This is a genomic window from Rahnella sp. NRRL B-41462, assembly GCF_003263525.1.
Lineage (GTDB): Bacteria > Pseudomonadota > Gammaproteobacteria > Enterobacterales > Enterobacteriaceae > Rahnella > Rahnella aceris.
Window position 1 is genome coordinate 18320 of sequence record NZ_JYDF01000101.1, and the last position, 17444, is coordinate 35763.

At 50.7% G+C, this 17444-nt stretch carries 14 protein-coding genes; 3 read left to right on the top strand and 11 right to left on the bottom strand.

Translation table 11 applies throughout. The annotated features are described in order from the left end of the window. Positions 1 to 8 precede the first annotated feature (8 nt). The 3 genes from UC14_RS21520 to UC14_RS21530 all read right to left on the bottom strand — a co-directional run bounded on the left by UC14_RS21520 (position 9) and on the right by UC14_RS21530 (position 3965). A complete protein-coding gene (locus UC14_RS21520; RefSeq protein WP_112198407.1) occupies positions 9 to 2552 on the bottom strand; it encodes a fimbria/pilus outer membrane usher protein in 2544 nt (847 codons plus the stop codon). 72 nt (positions 2553 to 2624) lie between these two features. Then, positions 2625 to 3311, bottom strand: a complete 687-nt coding sequence (locus tag UC14_RS21525) for a molecular chaperone (protein WP_037033679.1) — start codon at positions 3309 to 3311, stop codon at positions 2625 to 2627. A gap of 105 nt (positions 3312 to 3416) precedes the next feature. Then, positions 3417 to 3965: a fimbrial protein gene (locus UC14_RS21530; protein ID WP_013573598.1), complete on the bottom strand. Its 549-nt coding sequence runs from the start codon at positions 3963 to 3965 to the stop codon at positions 3417 to 3419. 589 nt (positions 3966 to 4554) lie between these two features. Between UC14_RS21530 and ompR the strand changes: the two genes are divergently transcribed. Both ompR and envZ read left to right on the top strand, forming a co-directional pair. Next, positions 4555 to 5274 (top strand): two-component system response regulator OmpR, encoded by a 720-nt coding sequence (ompR, locus tag UC14_RS21540; RefSeq protein ID WP_009635740.1) that lies wholly within the window; start codon positions 4555 to 4557, stop codon positions 5272 to 5274. Next, complete coding sequence (envZ, locus tag UC14_RS21545; RefSeq protein WP_013573600.1) at positions 5271 to 6632, top strand: two-component system sensor histidine kinase EnvZ; 1362 nt, start codon at positions 5271 to 5273, stop codon at positions 6630 to 6632. Before ompR ends, envZ begins: the two co-directional genes overlap by 4 nt. A 211-nt stretch (positions 6633 to 6843) precedes the next feature. On the opposite strand, the gene UC14_RS21550 is transcribed toward envZ, so the two are convergent. The 7 genes from UC14_RS21550 to UC14_RS21580 all read right to left on the bottom strand — a co-directional run bounded on the left by UC14_RS21550 (position 6844) and on the right by UC14_RS21580 (position 13809). Then, positions 6844 to 7323: a twitching motility protein PilT gene (locus UC14_RS21550; protein WP_037033674.1), complete on the bottom strand. Its 480-nt coding sequence runs from the start codon at positions 7321 to 7323 to the stop codon at positions 6844 to 6846. Continuing rightward, the gene (locus UC14_RS21555) at positions 7320 to 7532 is read right to left on the bottom strand and encodes a plasmid stabilization protein (protein ID WP_013573602.1); all 213 of its coding nucleotides are present in this window, start codon (positions 7530 to 7532) and stop codon (positions 7320 to 7322) included. The genes UC14_RS21550 and UC14_RS21555 overlap by 4 nt, the downstream gene beginning before the upstream one ends. 103 nt (positions 7533 to 7635) lie before the next feature. Then, the gene (gene pckA / locus UC14_RS21560; protein ID WP_013573603.1) at positions 7636 to 9258 is read right to left on the bottom strand and encodes a phosphoenolpyruvate carboxykinase (ATP); all 1623 of its coding nucleotides are present in this window, start codon (positions 9256 to 9258) and stop codon (positions 7636 to 7638) included. A 227-nt stretch (positions 9259 to 9485) separates the two neighbouring features. Continuing rightward, positions 9486 to 10370: an Hsp33 family molecular chaperone HslO gene (hslO, locus tag UC14_RS21565; RefSeq protein WP_014411506.1), complete on the bottom strand. Its 885-nt coding sequence runs from the start codon at positions 10368 to 10370 to the stop codon at positions 9486 to 9488. Between the two features lie 58 nt (positions 10371 to 10428). Further along, on the bottom strand, positions 10429 to 10833 hold the full coding sequence (gene hslR / locus UC14_RS21570; RefSeq protein WP_013573605.1) for a ribosome-associated heat shock protein Hsp15: 405 nt from the start codon (positions 10831 to 10833) through the stop codon (positions 10429 to 10431). 24 nt (positions 10834 to 10857) lie between these two features. Next, entirely contained in the window at positions 10858 to 11547 is a 690-nt protein-coding gene (yrfG, locus tag UC14_RS21575) for a GMP/IMP nucleotidase (protein ID WP_112198409.1), read from the bottom strand. A gap of 114 nt (positions 11548 to 11661) precedes the next feature. Then, positions 11662 to 13809, bottom strand: a complete 2148-nt coding sequence (locus tag UC14_RS21580; RefSeq protein WP_014411507.1) for an intracellular growth attenuator family protein — start codon at positions 13807 to 13809, stop codon at positions 11662 to 11664. Between the two features lie 442 nt (positions 13810 to 14251). On the opposite strand from UC14_RS21580, the gene nudE reads away from it, so the two are divergent. After that, the gene (gene nudE / locus UC14_RS21585) at positions 14252 to 14809 is read left to right on the top strand and encodes an ADP compounds hydrolase NudE (RefSeq protein WP_013573609.1); all 558 of its coding nucleotides are present in this window, start codon (positions 14252 to 14254) and stop codon (positions 14807 to 14809) included. Between the two features lie 74 nt (positions 14810 to 14883). On the opposite strand, the gene mrcA is transcribed toward nudE, so the two are convergent. Next, on the bottom strand, positions 14884 to 17439 hold the full coding sequence (mrcA, locus tag UC14_RS21590; RefSeq protein WP_112198410.1) for a peptidoglycan glycosyltransferase/peptidoglycan DD-transpeptidase MrcA: 2556 nt from the start codon (positions 17437 to 17439) through the stop codon (positions 14884 to 14886). Positions 17440 to 17444 lie beyond the last annotated feature (5 nt).

A 17444-nucleotide genomic window follows, 5' to 3' on the forward strand; every position in this document is an offset into this window, starting at 1 on the left:
AATTATCCTTAAATACACTGAGCCGTCAGCGAATTCACCTGAGAGGTTGAGGCAGAAATGTTGAGTTGAGCCTGACATTGCTGAGATGCGTTATTCCCCCATTTGACATGAAGTAAAACGGGTTTTTCTAACGGGATACCTGACAGATAAACGACGCCGCCCTCATCCACGATATTGCTTTGTTTATCAGTGGCCGCCACGGCACCAAACGGGACTGTGGCCCCGTTTGGTCTGACAAGTGTCACCAAAACTCTGGCCCCCACTCGGGCATCAAAATGTGCCGTCACCATGGCGCCGGAATTCGGGATCACAATGGCTGAGGTATTTTCGATATCTACGTCGTCAGGCAGGGTGGTGGTGTCCATGGCGATACGGTTTTCGTTATACGCAGTCAGATACGGGACGACAGCAAAACCACGCCAGTCTGTTCTGACGCCAGGAAGATTTTGCAGACGTGCCCCACTGGCCCCATTGGTATCAATCAATGCAAAGGAATCACCGAGAGGTTGAGACAAAGTGGCACCCCGGGAATGCGCCACGATCCCGCCGGCAATGCCGTAGCTGAGTTGCTGAGAATCCCTGCTGTAATTGTAACCTGCATTGAGATTGCCAAAGGAGGAGCGGTAAGAAGAGTAAAGGTTGCTGCCGCTTTCACTGTTATGATCGGTATAACTTTGCTGAACTGAATAGCTCAGGCGACGATCGTCAAGCGCGGTTCCGCTTAATCCAACCTGATGCCGTGTCCCTTCGCCTTTCTGGTGAGAGACATTGTATGTCCCCCAGCTTTGTGGCAACCAACGGCTGAGCGGAATACGGACGTTCAGGGATATCTGTTGATCGTTATCCTGATCCTGTAACTGGCTGTAGGAATAGCTCAGGTTATAGCTGATACCAAACAGACTGTTGTTTAAGCCCAGTGAGAGATTCTTCTCCTTGCCGCTGTTATTCCAGTAGTCCTGTTTGTATCCTGACAGATACAGGCTCGCGCCTTGCCACAATGTCTGATTGATATTGAACTGGATTTTACTGCGTTTGTGATAATCAAGTTCCGGAACATTGTCGCCATCAAGATATTGTGTGGACTCATCGAAGTCGTAATATCCCGCACTTGAGTACCGATAGCTTGCCAGACTGAAATCTGTGTCGGTCATTTCAATATTTTTCGAATACTGGACGCGATATGACTGACCTGAGGTGGTTTGATTATTGTCCAGTGTAGAACGGGCATGGGTAACATCAGCCGAAATGCCGCCCAGCCACCGGAGGTTATAACCCATGCCGATGAGTCCTGAGAGGTAATCTTCAGATACCACAGAGCCACCGTAGGACGTAATGGTGTTTGAAATACCATAGATAGCCGTACCTTGAGCAAAGGTTGGCTCTTTCTCATTGTTATCTGTCGCGCGATAAGTCCCCGCTGTTGCGCTGTATTTCAAACGACCAGGGCGTTGCATGATGGGAATCGCTGAAAAAGGCTGATTAAACCGGCGTTCAGTCCCGTCAGCTTCTTTCACCGTTATCTCAAGATTTCCGCTGTAGGATGAGGGATAAAGATCGCTAATCTCAAAGGCACCCGGAGGGACAAAAGACTGATAAATAATGTGATCATTTTGCCGGATAGTGACTTCTGCATTTGAGTTTGCAATACCCCGTATGGTGGGTGCGAAACCGCGCTGGCTGTTTGGCAGCATATTATCGTCAGAAAAAAGCTGAACCCCGGAGAACGGGACACTGCTGAGAATTTCTCCGGAGGTCGAATTTTCACCGATTTGGAATTTTGATTTTAAGGTTTTGATATCCCGTTCGGCGTAGGTTGAGATCGTATCCCAACGCTTCTCACCTCCGCTGTTGCTGTAAGTCGTATAATTACGTAAGCGCCACGGGCCTACGTTGAAGCCATTTTGCAGATTCAGGTATTGGCTGGAATCATCACTGCCATTTCGGTAACTCCTCTGGCCGCCTGAATAGGAATAATTTGAGAAAAGTACAGGCGCGCCGTCATCCCATTTTTCCGGATCAATATAGTCTTCAGCTTTTTGAAGGATCGCTGCCTGCGGAATGCTGAAATTAAGCTGCATGAGGTAGAAATCAAATTTGACGTCTGCAGCAGGGATATATTGTGCAAGCGAACCCAAAGGTGCGTCCGGCTGATGATTTTTTAACGCCGGAAACGCATCAACATTGACGCCCAGTAACCGCAATATATCAGGCGTGATCTGTGGCTCAAGCGTGCCGTCTGGTTTGGACAAGTAGCTGATTGAATGACGTATTTTTAATTTTTTATTCACATACAATGCAGTGTCATAGTTACCTGGTAACTGTGCCTGGTCATTACTCTGGAACAACGAGAGGTCGACATCCCCAACATCACCGGCTTGACGCTCGATGAACTGAGGATCGAAATAGACATTTTCTGAACGGGCCGGGTGAGCGGCGAGTAATCCCAAAGCCGTACTGGTCAGCAGGCCACCCAGTTTTAGCACGAGCGGCGCGGAGGTCTTTTTAATGTCTCCAGACAAGCTCTTCTGTAAAAATTTTTCATCCGTGAGCATAGTTTTCTCGTGCTTCTGAGTTGCCGTAATTAGGCGATTGCTGTGAGTTATGGCGTGGCTTTATTGGTCCGGTTACAGAGGTTGCTCATATCGTTCTGTCGTGCCGCCATAGTCATTTATCGCTTCCCATTTCACACTGTTGCCTGAGATTTTCGCGGGAAGAATGACATCCAGCTCGCTCAATGGCGCAATCATGGCCACCTCTTTTAAAAAAGTTGAGCCAATGCTGAGTGAACTGAAAACAACGTGATAAGGGCTCTGATTCTTGATAACGAGATGCCCGTTATTTCTGGAGAAAGTGAGCGCCTTCGGTGCTTCAAACGATTTTCCGGGCAGTTTTGTTGGCCGGTAAAAGAGCTTTATCCGCGTATTGACCACCAGTTTAAGTTCGTTTTTTGTATTTTTTGGCGTTGAAGGTATCGCTTTAACATTGATATAGAAAACGGACTCTCTGTCTGTCGGGAGGGCGCTGCCATTATAGGAAATGCGCAGGTTACTTTCCTGTTGAGCATTCAGTCGAAATAGTGGCGGGGTGATAATAAAAGGACCGCGTGTTTTTTCTCCCCCCGCATCAACCCACGATTGTATGAGGAAAGGATTGTTATCGGCATTATTTTTAACGGAAAGGGTAGCTTCCCTTTTATCTGCATCATAAATAACGCGTGTCCGTCCGACAATAATTCCGCCGGCATAGGTTATTTGTGATGTAACTACTGAAGTTATAATGAAAAGTAATGTTAATATTTTTGACTTACCCATTCGAATATGAATCCTTACAGTAGCAATATATTCATGCGGTAATTGAATAAACGTATAAGAGATGCCCTGTAGAATTAATTTTTTACAGGGCAAGGCTCAAAGTACTTATCTGTAATCGAGAGTGACTTTCACGCGCGCGTCTGCCGCACCGGCAGTGATATCGCCAGGCAATTTAAACGACTCATAGTATGCGAGAAGGTTGACATTCATAACCTTTCCGGGGATTGGATAGATGATGTCAGGTAATCCGTTGATTTTCATTATCTCGTTGGTTTCTGCATCTTCGATTCTGATGCCGACACCATCCGCCATTTCATCACCGTAATCATTGCCAAGTGCAATCAAATCAGTGGTATCAGCAACGGTATCTGACTCCAGCCATATCCGGAAGTGAGGGGTAGGATTACTTTCAGTAACGACAGGACAGTTATCAAGTGGCAGGGTAAAAGGGATCTTCGGAGAGAGATCACCAATTTCCTGGAATTGAGCTGCTGAATAAGTCCCTAAAGGTATATTGAGCTCTTCACCCCCATTGATTTCACAGGCCTCTTCAACAATCGCACCCGTAAAATTAATAGCGCCATCGATCGCATAGCTATTTGCAGCCATAGCCAAAAATATCCCACCCGCTAAGAGCTTGAACTTGGTTTTCATTTTTTGCGTCCATTCAGAAATAAAAATTAGTGGTTAATCTAAAGATGACTTTATCGGATTAAATAAAGTGAATTCATCACCTTCAGACGCCGAATTCTATCAAGTGTTCTATACATTGAATAGTCGGTGGCATCCTGTCTAATTAAATGATAATGAGTTTTTAATCTGAAATATCACTGTCTATGATCTTTATGGTTTGGTTAATTCATTCAAATGATCAGTTGGTGGGTAAATGATCTATTTCTCAAATAAAATATTATCCTTATCGCTTTATTATTAATCAAACGAATAAGTAAAATCACCAAACTTTTATCCCCACGGGCACATTGAGATGATCATTTTCCTGATACTTTCGGTAGAAATGCTCAGATAATGACCAGAAAAACGGATGAGCAGGTTTGCAGAGCGGGACACCCCGTAACAAACCAACCTTCGCTTGCAGAAGACTCCTCTGATATTGTTGATAAATTAGGAAATCCATAATCATTGTTACAATTTCGACTAGAATATATACCATTAAACGCTGTCTGTTTTGGCTGACTTTTCTAACAATACAAGCTTGAGGCATTCACGCCTTTGGGAGATTTAAATGCAAGAAAATCACAAGATTCTGGTGGTCGATGACGATATGCGCCTGCGTGCACTTTTGGAGCGTTATCTGACTGAACAGGGCTTCCAGGTGCGTAGCGTTGCCAATGCTGAACAAATGGACCGTTTGCTGACCCGTGAGTCATTCCACCTGATGGTTCTGGATCTGATGTTGCCTGGCGAAGATGGCTTATCTATCTGCCGTCGTCTGCGCAGTCAGAGCAACCCGATGCCGATCATCATGGTGACGGCGAAAGGGGAAGAAGTTGACCGTATCGTGGGGCTGGAAATTGGTGCCGACGACTACATTCCTAAGCCATTTAACCCGCGTGAACTGCTGGCGCGTATCCGCGCAGTCCTGCGGCGTCAGGCCAATGAACTGCCAGGCGCACCTTCTCAGGAAGAGGCGGTTATCTCATTTGGTAAGTTCAAACTAAACCTCGGCACCCGCGAAATGTTCCGTGAAGATGAGCCTATGCCACTGACCAGTGGTGAGTTTGCCGTGCTGAAAGCGCTGGTAAGCCATCCGCGTGAGCCACTGTCCCGTGACAAGCTGATGAATCTGGCGCGTGGCCGTGAATACAGTGCGATGGAACGCTCTATCGATGTGCAGATTTCCCGTCTGCGTCGTATGGTAGAAGAAGATCCGGCGCATCCGCGTTACATTCAGACTGTCTGGGGTCTGGGCTACGTATTTGTACCGGACGGCAGTAAGGCATGAAGCGAATACGCTTTTCACCGCGTAGCTCGTTTGCCCGAACACTGTTATTAATCGTCACCTTGCTGTTCGTCAGCCTGGTGACGACCTATCTGGTGGTGCTGAACTTCGCCATTCTGCCCAGCCTGCAGCAGTTCAATAAGGTATTGGCATACGAAGTCCGTATGCTGATGACTGACCGGCTGCAGTTGGAAGATGGGACGTTGCTGGCGGTTCCACCGGCATTTCGTCGCGAAATCTACCGCGAACTGGGCATTTCTCTTTATACCAACTCTGCGGCCGAGGAGAGTGGCCTGCGCTGGGCGCAGCATTACGAATTCCTCAGTCAGCAGATGGCGCAGCAACTCGGTGGTCCTACTGACGTGCGCGTCGAGGTCAATAAAAATACCCCGGTGGTGTGGCTGAAAACCTGGTTGTCGCCTGACATCTGGGTGCGGGTTCCCCTTACTGAAATCCATCAGGGCGATTTCTCCCCGCTGTTCCGCTATACGTTGGCGATTATGTTGCTGGCGATTGGTGGCGCGTGGCTGTTTATCCGTATACAGAACCGCCCCCTGGTTGAGCTGGAGCATGCGGCGTTGCAGGTAGGGAAAGGCATTATCCCGCCGCCGCTGCGTGAATACGGTGCGTCTGAAGTGCGTTCGGTGACGCGGGCGTTTAATCAGATGGCTGCCGGTGTCAAACTGCTGGCCGATGACCGTACCCTTCTGATGGCGGGCGTCAGCCATGATCTGCGTACGCCGCTGACGCGCATTCGTCTGGCGACCGAAATGATGAGTGACGATGACAGTTATCTCGCCGAGTCGATCAATAAAGATATCGAAGAGTGCAACGCGATTATTGAGCAGTTCATCGATTATCTGCGCACCGGACAGGAGATGCCGACCGAGATCACCGATCTTAACGGTATTCTGGGCGAAGTGATTGCGACGGAAAGCGGTTATGAACGTGAGATCGACTCTGGTCTGGCGGACGGCGAATTGCTGGTCAATGCTCATCCGCTGTCTATCAAACGTGCCGTGGTGAATATGGTGGTGAATGCCGCCCGTTATGGCGACGGCTGGATTAAAGTCAGTAGTGGTCGCGAATTGCAGCGGGCCTGGTTCCAGGTCGAAGACGACGGCCCGGGCATTGAGCCTGACCAGCTTAAGCATCTGTTTCAGCCATTTGTGCGTGGCGAAAGTGCGCGAACTACCAGCGGAACCGGACTCGGGCTGGCGATTGTTCAGCGCATTATTGATGCCCACTCAGGCACGCTGGATATCGGGAAAAGTGACCGCGGGGGATTACGAATTCGGGCCTATCTGCCGTTACCGGTTGAGATGCTGAAAGCGGTGGCGGTACAGCAAAAACTGGTTTGATTAAGGGGAGCCTTAATGATCCCTTTTATTCAGACAGGTGAAAGTTTCGGTTTCTCAATTTCGGCGATCACTTATCGCGCTGCGGCAGCTGAAACATAGCCAGCGCGGAGCGCGCAATAGAGCCCGGGATTCCTTAAGGGGGGTGGCGATAAGCCACCTTTAAGGCCGGTGTGGGTGGCAACCCAGGTTTAACAGCAGCCCAGCCGCTGGCTTAATTCTTCCTGCTCATCACATAATACTCTGCCGCTTCTTCCCGCCATCGTGGTGTTTCCGCCGTATCCCATGGATTAACTAACACCACGCCCGTGTGGGCAAACACTTCTGCGTGATCCGTGGCAAGCCCCGCCTGATGGTTCAGGCAGATTGCCGCGAGCTGCATATCACGCTCCGCCATCTCAATATTGGCCGTCTTCGATAAGGCCATCACACGCGGGTAATACAGCGCGCTGGCCGCATCAAACGGCAACAGCCTGCCCGCGAAATCCTGGTTCATCATCTCCAGCAAAGCGTCCGAAAGCGCGGCTTTCGGCTGATTCTCCGGCAGACTATCCGCCCAGCTGAAAAGCGCCGCGACGCTCAGGCTGGTCAGATACAGTTGTGTGGCGTCCTGCGCGTCCAGCCATTGCAGCACGTTCTTTTGCGGGAAGGGGCTAATCATCTCAAGGATGACGGCAGTATTGAGGATGATCATTTCGGTGGCAGTTCCAGATGTTCCACGCTCAGGGAAGAAAAGCGCTGGCGCAGCTGACTGCCCAGACCAAAATCAGGCACTGTAGTGGTCAGCGCCTGTTTTAGTATCAAACGTGCTTCTTCTTCCATCGAATGGCCTTTTCTGGCCGCCGCAATGCGCAGTAATTCCTTCACATCATCATCCAGATTACGAACGGTAATCGTCGCCATATCAGGCTCCTCTGACAGCAATGCTGTCATTCTGAAATGCCGCTGGGCTGGTTGCAATAAAAAAGGCGCGGAAGCCCGCGCCTGATAAGAGTTTGCCAGCAGATTAGCGTTTCGGTCCGGCACTGACCAGTGCGGCGCCAGCCGGGGTATCGGTGTATTTGTCGAAGTTATCGATAAATAACTGTGCCAGATGTTCAGCTTTTTCCTGCCACTGTTCACGGCTGGCGTAAGTATTGCGCGGATCCAGAATATGCGTGTCGACGCCCGGCAGCTCAACCGGCACCGCCAGATTAAACAGCGGCAAGGTGAAGGTTTCCGCATCATCAATGGTGCCGTTGAGGATCGCGTCGATAATAGCGCGGGTATTTTTCAGCGAAATACGTTTGCCGGTACCATTCCAGCCAGTGTTCACCAGATAGGCCTGAGCGCCTGCAGCTTCCATGCGCTTCACCAATACTTCGGAATATTGCGTCGGGTGCAGCATCAGGAACGCCGCACCAAAGCAGGCAGAAAAGGTTGGCGTGGGTTCAGTGACACCGCGCTCAGTTCCGGCCAGCTTCGCAGTGAAACCGGACAGGAAATGGTATTGCGTTTGCGCGGCTGTGAGACGGGAAACCGGCGGCAATACGCCAAACGCATCGGCTGTCAGGAAAATCACTTTACTGGCGTGACCGGCTTTCGATACCGGTTTCACGATATTTTGAATGTGATAAATCGGGTAGGAGACACGGGTATTCTCAGTCTTGCTGCCGTCATTGAAGTCGATTTTGCCGTCTGCGCTGACCATCACGTTTTCCAGCAAGGCATCGCGTTTTATCGCACCGAAAATTTCCGGCTCGGCATCTTTGCTCAGTTTGATGGTTTTGGCATAGCAGCCACCTTCAAAGTTAAAGACGCCGTCATCGTCCCAGCCGTGCTCATCATCGCCGATAAGCTGACGCTTCGGATCGGTGGATAAGGTGGTTTTGCCGGTACCGGAGAGACCAAAGAACACCGCCACATCGCCTTTTTCGCCGACGTTCGCCGAGCAATGCATTGAGGCGATACCCTGCAATGGCAGCAGATAGTTCATGACTGCGAACATGCCTTTCTTCATTTCTCCGCCGTACCACGAGCCGCCTATCAGCTGGATACGCTCGGTCAGATTGAAAGCGATGAAGTTTTCAGAATTCAGACCCTGTTTCTGCCAGTCCGGATTGGTACATTTCGCGCCGTTCATCACGATGAAATCAGGCTCGAAATTTTCCAGTTCATTGACTTCGGGGCGAATGAACATGTTCTTGACGAAATGTGCCTGCCAGGCGACTTCCGTAATAAAACGTACTTTCAGGCGCGAGTCTGCATTGGCACCGCAGAAGGCATCAACGATAAACAAACGTTTCCCGGATAGCTGCTTGCTGACCAGCGCCTTGAGTGATGTCCAGATTTCCTGCGACAGCGGTTTGTTATCATTTTTCCCTTTGCCCTGATCAGCCCACCAGAGCGTATCGCGTGTGGTGTCATCACGGACGATGTATTTATCTTTCGGCGAGCGGCCGGTGAAAATGCCAGTATCGACATTCACTGCACCGAGCTCTGTCACCTGCCCGCGCTCATAACCTTCCAGGCCCGGGGCCGTCTCTTCTGCAAAAAGAGTTTCGTAATCAGGATTATAGACAATTTCGCTATTCTGGTGGATCCCATACTGGGAGAGTGTTTCGGCGGTGATCCCGATAGTGGTAGGCATTTCCCTGCTCCTTGCTGAATTTGAATCCCATAAATAGGGATAAATCAGTTGCTATTGTAGGTATATATCGCTTTTGTGCCACGACAGCTCTCAAAGAATAACGGTAGATGTGAATGTTTTTCCAGAATTGTGATGAAAAACCCGAAAGGTGTGCAAATGAGGTTATGGAATAGCAATAAAAAAGGGACTTTTCAGTGAAAAGTCCCTCAGGCTGCGCGTGTTAACGATCAATGAACGTGGTCATCTCCGGAATGAACGTCGCCGCCAGCTTTCAGTGTCGCCATATCCATCGCGTCAAATTCATAGTCCGTACCGCAATAATCGCAGTGCATCTCTATTTTCCCATCAGTTTCCAGCATGTCGAGCACATCTTCATCCGGCAGCGTCAGCAACGCTGCTGCACAACGTTCGCGGGAACAGGTGCAACGGAAACAGACATTCTGCGGTTCATACAGGGTGACCTCTTCCTGATGATACAGACGATAAAGCACTTCGTTGGCAGGCAGGGTCAGCAGCTCTTCCGCTTTGATGGTGGTGGTCAGTTGTGCCAGATGGCTGAACTCTTCCGGATCAGTATCTTGCGCTGGCAGAACCTGCAACAACATGCCGCCTGCAGCAGGCTGGCCTTCAACTTCACCCGTGCGGATGAAGATGCGGGTTGGCAGCTGTTCTGACTGCATGAAGTAGTTTTCCAGACACTCTGCCAGGTTTTCGCCTTCCAGCCCCACGACGCCCTGATAGCGTTCGCCGACGGTCGGAGAAATCGTGATCACCATGTAGCCGTTGCCAATCATCTCTTTCAGCGAGCTGCCTTCGGTAATGTCACCCTGCAGACGTGCGACGCCGCGCAGTTCCTGCTTGTTGTTACCGTTGATCACGGCCAGTTTCAGCGGACCATCACCTTGCAACTGCACGGTAATATCGCCGTCAAATTTCAGGGTGGCAGTCAGCAGGCTGGTCGCCACCAACATTTCACCCAGCAGATTGCGCACTTCTGCCGGATAGTCGTGACCGGCAATAACCTGCTGGAAAGTCTCTTTGAGCGAGACCAGTTCACCGCGAACGGCGTGATGATTGAACAGGTAGCGATGCAGTTGGTCGTGATTAGACATAATTTTCTCTCTGTTTAGCGAACTCAAATCCTTCATCCCTCCTGGAAGGACTTTGGATTTATTCAGAATCGCCATATTTAAATTTGATCAGGTTGCGGCGTTCCTTTTTGTCCGGACGTCTGTCCGGATGCGGCATCGCGTTCATTTTGCGTGCTTCGGAGATTTTTTCCCGGCTGGCAATGCTCGCCTCAGTTTCCTGATACAGTTTCTGTGCTTCTTCTGCACTACGGCGCTGAGTGGTCAGCCCCAGAACGATGATCGTTTTTGAGTCATTTCCCTGACGCAATGTAATTTCGGCATTCAGTTCCATCAGCTTGCTGGGTTTCCCCCGCTGACCGTTGTAATGCACTTTGCCGCCATCAATCATCTCGCGTGCCAGCGCGCGGGTCTTATAAAAACGAGCCGCCCACAACCATTTATCGAGGCGCACTGCATTATCGTCGTCTTCCGTTTTACCTTTCATATTCTTCCCCTGAGCGTACCGGTGTTACTTAGCCGGGCCTGTTACGGGGTGAATTGCAGGCAACAGGCTGCGGTAATCATTGATGGAAGGATGTCCTTCAAATGACTTATTTGCCATGGTCGAGTCCGGATTTTCTATACCCAGACAATAGCGGATGCCGAAGGTTTTTGCCGCATTCAGGATCGGTTCACCGTCATCGACAAATAATGTCCTGTCGGGATTAAAGCCCGTTTGTTGCTGAACTGCAGACCACAGCCGCTGATCTTCCTTCGGATAACCAAATGTGTGGGTGGAAAGTAATAAATCAAGGTGCTGGTCTAATCCGGTATGTTCAATTTTAACGGAAAGACTGTGCGGATGCGCATTGGTGAGCAAAATTGTCTGTCGTCCGCTTTCACGCAGATGAGCCAGAAACGGCAGCGTGTCGTCGCGAAGACGCGCATTTTTGCCGATATTCGTCGTCATCTGGTAGATATCCAGACTCAGCCTTTCACTCCAGTAGTCGAAGCAATACCAGTTCATGGTGTGCTGGACGGCGAGATATTCGTCATGAATTAACTGGCGCGCGTTTTCAAGCGGGATCGCACGCTGCTGGCTAAGGGCAAGAGGGACATCCTGCAACCAGAACTGGCTGTCAAAAGCCAGATCCAGCAATGTGCCGTCCATATCCAGTAAAACAGTATCGATGTATTGCCAGTCAAAATCGGGGGGCATGAAGACTCCAGGTTCTTGCGGCTGTGAGAAACCGCAGGGGCGAACAGATGAAAGCAGGGAAGGGCGTCAGGGTAGCATAATCTGACCGGGTGGCGCAGGGACACCCGGTGGTTTTCAGCCCAGTTTTTGCACGGGGATTGGCATTAATGTGGGATGAAAGCAGGAGTTATAATATTGCTGAATATCGTCGATTCTGCGCTTATCTTTGATGAAACGGCGGGTAAACAGCACGAGATTGACCGCCAGAACACCGATTAACAGTAACAGTAATAAGCTGGTGCCCAGATAGCGCCAGAGCGTTGAGATATCCGGCTCGCTGTGCAACGAAATGTGACGGGTTCCGTTGGCATCAATGCTGATACTGGTGATCACGCCCTGCGCACTGAACGGTGTATGTAGCAGGAGTGTCGATAATTGTTGCAGTTGCTTCCACTGCTCCTGAGGCGGGTTAGCAAACACGCTGACCGGAGGCGTGGGCATTTCAATCAACTGGCGTCCTTCATCGTTACTGATCAAGAATCCGCCCGGTGGCGGGCTGTTAAGGCTGTCAGCGGCGCGACGGGTTTCCTGAACAAAGAAAGAAGACGTTGCGTTATTCACCAGTTCACTCAGCGATTGCGCGCTGACCGGACGCAGCAGAACGTTAATCCCCTGCAATGTGCCTGCTTTTGCCCGCTTAACCAGCGAATTCCAGTTGCTCGAATTGCCCAGATTCACCAGCGCATTTTTCAGACGAACACAATCGTTACTGTTTCCGCATAGCGTTTCGGTTTTCAGCACGATATCCGCGAAATCATCAAGCAGGATCATCCCGGATTTCTCGATGGCGGTGGCCAGTTGCGGGTTAATGTTTTGCTCGGGGGTTTGGTTCTGGCCGGGATGCAGCTGGTTGTTCACCGTGGTTTGCAGCGCTGTAGCTGCATCAATAATTTCTGACTGCGGCACCGGCAGCGGCGTCGCGGTATTCCAGTAAATCGCGGAACAATCAAAAGGCATAAAACCGGATGCAGAACGGCTGGCCGCCGGTGGCACATAACACATGCCGGTACCCTGAACTTTCAGGGTGTCGCCGACGCGCAGGGCAGCCTTTTCCAGTTCCTGTACGCTGTTAACCTGCGAACTTTGTGCACCTTGCAACCAGGCTACGCTGAGTTTGAGCGGCAGGCCAAGCGGCACATAAACCAGTAACGCCAGCAGCAAGAGGAAGGCGCTGGTGGCGAGCACAAGGTTTCTTCCCCACTGCTGGAGCGGGAATCTTTTCACTTCCTCGTGCAGTGTCAGATAGCTTCCCTGGCGGACAACGTGGCTGTTCATATAGACTTCCACGTCCGTTGGCTGTCCGAGATCACGACCAATATAGGGCTGCCAGTGAGGCGGATAAATCAGGTCTACCGCACCGAGCGAAATATTGCTGATATCACCTTGTTTGGATTCACCGAACAAACCCCAGCGTTTAGGTAAGCCGCGCAGGCAATGAATTTCCTTACGATTTTTACCTAAACGTTCAGACACAAACCGCCAGATAACCCAGGCGGCTAATCCTGCCGAAATCACCAGCAACCAGGGCAGAAATATCACCGGACTTTGCAGTGTGATGAAAAGCAGAAGCAGAATAGCGGAAACAGCCAGCGCTTCTTTTACACCATTCGAACGGGTCAGCGCATGCTCTTCACGTGTTTCGCGACGCACTTTGACCAGTTCAATATGCTCGCTTTCTTCATGACGGATAGACGCATTTTGCGGCTGAGAAGGTATCACCGCCGAAACCGGCGCCGGGCCTTCGTAAACGTGCTCGGTCAGCGTATGACCGTTGAGTGAAATCACCAGCGGCAGAGTCTGTGTTTTGATCAGCTCGACCTGGTTTTCCTGAGCAATGTATTGCTCCCAGAATGGCGGCAGGTGAATTTCAGTAGAATCGAGGAAGTAACGCCATTTGTTAGGATCTTCGCTCGCCACCCCATAACGGGTGATCGCGCGGGTCAGGCTATAAACATTTTCGCTTTTGGTGGTCAGCGTCAGTTTATCGCGCAGGATAATCAGATTATTGCGGTGGGTGATCGGTGTCTGGCCGAGGCCTTCATTTTGTCGCAGATAGCGTTCTACTGCGTCGCGTTCTTTCTGGGAGAGTTTGCGCTGACTGGGTGTGGAAAAACGCACGACTGACTCGCCGCGTTGGCGGCGACGCAATACGAGCCAAAAATAAGACGCTGTGGCAATAATTGCGATACACAACAACACCAGTGTCACGACTACTGTGCTCATCCGATCCCCGTTCAGACGTGGGTGACTTACGTCAACTCTGTGAAAGTATTATACATATAACGAAATGCACATTCTGCGCATGGGTGCTTTTTGATAGGAATTTTATTATTGTTAACCTGAATCGCGTGCACAAAAATACCACGCTAGAGGATACCTGCATTTGGGAATTAACGGGTATCGGTATAATCCTATTTTTAAGTGAGAGTGTTTTTGTTAAAGCAAAAATGTGACAGCCATGAGTCAACGTGTTTTTTTTGCGCGATTAACGGCGATTATTTAGTGACATTTTGAACGGGAAACAGGCAGGACAAAGACAGTTTTTCAGTAAAGATTGCGATGCTGACGCTCCTTAACGCACAATGACTACCGGTAGCGGCTTTTGAACAGACAAACGAACCCATTAGAACACCTCTGGTCAGGTGAATAATAAGTTGGGGATGAGATGACACAACACCTGCAAAAACCGAAAATTACGAAGGTGGAAACCGTAGCCCGTTCGCGATTATTCACCATCGAATCTGTTGATCTGACATTCAGCAATGGCGCTGAACGCGTGTATGAACGCATGCGTCCTTCCGATCGTGAAGCGGTGATGATTGTACCGATCATTGATGATGAGCTGTTGTTAATTCAGGAATATGCCGTTGGGATTGAAAGCTACGAGCTGGGTTTTCCCAAGGGCCTGATTGATCCGGGTGAAGGTGTGCTTGAGGCGGCGAACCGGGAACTGATGGAAGAAGTGGGCTACGGTGCACGGCACTTTGACGTGCTGGCAAAACTGACCATGGCACCTTCTTACTTCTCCAGTCGCATGAATATCGTCATTGCTAAAGATTTGTATATGAAAAGCCTGGAAGGTGATGAGCCGGAGCCTTTGCCACAAACGCGCTGGCCGGTGTCACGCATGATGGAACTGCTGCAACATCCCGATTTTTGCGAAGCCCGCAACGTGAGTGCGTTATTTTTGGCGCATGAGTTTCTGATGCGCAATGCCCGCTGAGCCTGCGATAAAACATCATTAAAAAAGCCGGTCATGCATTACGCAGACCGGCTTTTTGCTTTACAGCTCAGGCATCAGAACAGTTCGTGTTCCTGACCGTTATCCATGATGGTTGTTCCGACCTCATGCACAGCATGTTCTGTCGGCTGAGTCCCGTCGATAAAGTATTCCGGGCGACTGTTACCGCCGCCGTCAGAAAGCTTACCGGTACTCTTATCGATAGTGACGGTCACCACACCCGGAGGCGGAGTCTGTGGCTGTTCCGGCACTCCTTCCAGCACGGCTTTCATGTAATCATCCCAGGCTGGCTGAGCACTTTTCGCGCCGCCTTCGGCACCGGAGATTTGATCCGGGATGACACCGGAAGCCGTCGAACGGCCCAAATCACGACGGTGATCGTCAAAGCCAATCCAGACTGATGTCACCACGTCAGGGCCATATCCGGAGAACCAGGCATCTTTCGAGCTGTTGGTTGTCCCGGTTTTGCCGCCAATGTCGTGACGTTTCAGGTCGCGTCCTGCGCGCCAGCCCGTCCCCATCCAGCCCGGTTCCCCGAAGATGTTGGAGTTCAGTGCATCACTGATCAGGAATGACAGAGGAGTACTGATCACATGCGGTGCGTATTGCTGTGCGGCATCAACCTGTGGCGAGTTCGGCGGAACCTGCTCAAGTTGTGGCGTTGGCACACTGGTATTGTTATTGATGGTGGACGTAGCAACATTTTCTACGTTGTCATCCGACAGCACGGCAGATTTCTGCGTATCCCCATAAATAACCGGAATATTACAGGTACGGCAGGCGATTTTAGGTTTGGCTTCAAACTGAACCTGGCCGGATTCATCCACGATTTTGGTGATGAAATACGGGTCAACCAGATAACCGCCGTTGGTCAGTGTGGCGTAACCGCGCACCACCTGTAACGGAGTGAATGAAGCAGAACCCAATGCCAGTGATTCGGAATGAACAATGTTCGCCGCCGGGAAGCCAAAACGCTGCAGATATTCAGCCGCGTAATCCACACCCATCGCACGCATCGCACGCACCATCACCACGTTTTTAGACTCGCCCAGACCCTGACGTAAACGGATCGGGCCGTAATACGTTGGCGGGGAGTTCTTCGGCCGCCAGTCGGTACCTGCACCGGCATCCCAGCGGGTGATTGGCATGTCATTCAGGATAGTCGCCAGCGTCAGGCCTTTATCCATTGCTGCGGTATACAGGAAAGGTTTGATGTTCGAACCGAGCTGACGAACCGCCTGATTGGCGCGGTTAAACTTACTCTGGTTGAAGTCAAACCCGCCGACCAGCGCTTCAATGGCACCGTCGTTTGGATTGAGTGAAACGATGGCTGAGTTGACATCAGGCACCTGCGCCAGCCACCAGTCATCACCCACTTTACGTACCCAAACTTGCTGACCAGGGCGCACCACGTCAGTGACTTTTTTCGGAGTCGGGCCCTGAGCATTGTCATTACGGTAAGGTCGCGCCCAGCGCATGCCGCTGAATGGCAGGCTGATGACCGCGCGGTTGGACATCGTTGCCGTCGCCTGAGCGTCGTCCGTTGCGGTGATAACGGCCGGGAACAGCGGGCCATACACCGGCAGGGTTTTCAGCGACTGAACAATCTTGTCCTGATCCCACGCAGGTTCACCCACTTTCCATAACTGATTTGACGGGCCACGGTAACCGTGGCGCATATCGTAATTGAGCACGTTGGTGCGCAGGGCTTCCTGCGCGGCCAGCTGGGTTTTCTTGGTAATGGTGGTGTAAACCATGTAGCCATCGTTATAAGCATTGTCGCCATAACGTTTCACCATCTCCTGACGCACCATTTCGGTCAGATACGGCGCAGAAAACTCGATATGTGGAGCATGATAATTCGCCACCAGCGGCTCAGCACGCGCCTGATCGTACTGGGCCTGCGTGATGTATTTCTCATCCAGCATACGCACCAGTACGGTGTTGCGACGCGCCAGGGAACGATCGTGAGAATACAGCGGATTGAAGGTTGACGGTGCTTTTGGCAGACCGGCAATCACCGCCATTTCACTGAGTGTCAGCTGGTTGACATTTTTCCCGAAGTAAACCTGTGCAGCGGCACCCACGCCATAAGCGCGATAACCGAGATAGATCTTATTCAGATACAGCTCAAGGATTTCATCTTTGGACATCATCTGCTCAATGCGGATGGCCAGAAATGCTTCCTTGATTTTACGGGTCAGCGTGCGTTCAGGACTCAGGAAGAAGTTACGGGCCAGTTGCTGAGTAATGGTACTCGCGCCCTGTGAGGCGTGGCCGGACACCAGCGCAACGGAAGCCGCACGGAAAATACCGATCGGGTCCACGCCGTGATGTTCATAGAAACGACTGTCTTCTGTCGCGATAAACGCATGCACCAGTTCCGGTGGGATCTGGTCGAGTTTCAGTGGGATACGGCGCTTTTCACCATATTGAGCGATTAAATCACCCTCGGCACTGAAAACTTGCATCGGTGTTTGCAAGCGCACGTCTTTAAGCGTGGCGACATCGGGTAGCTGTGGCTCGATATATTTATACAAACCGAAGATCGAGGCGGCTCCCAGCAAAATGCAACACACTGCAAGAATCAATAAATACTTTACGAACTTCACCTGAG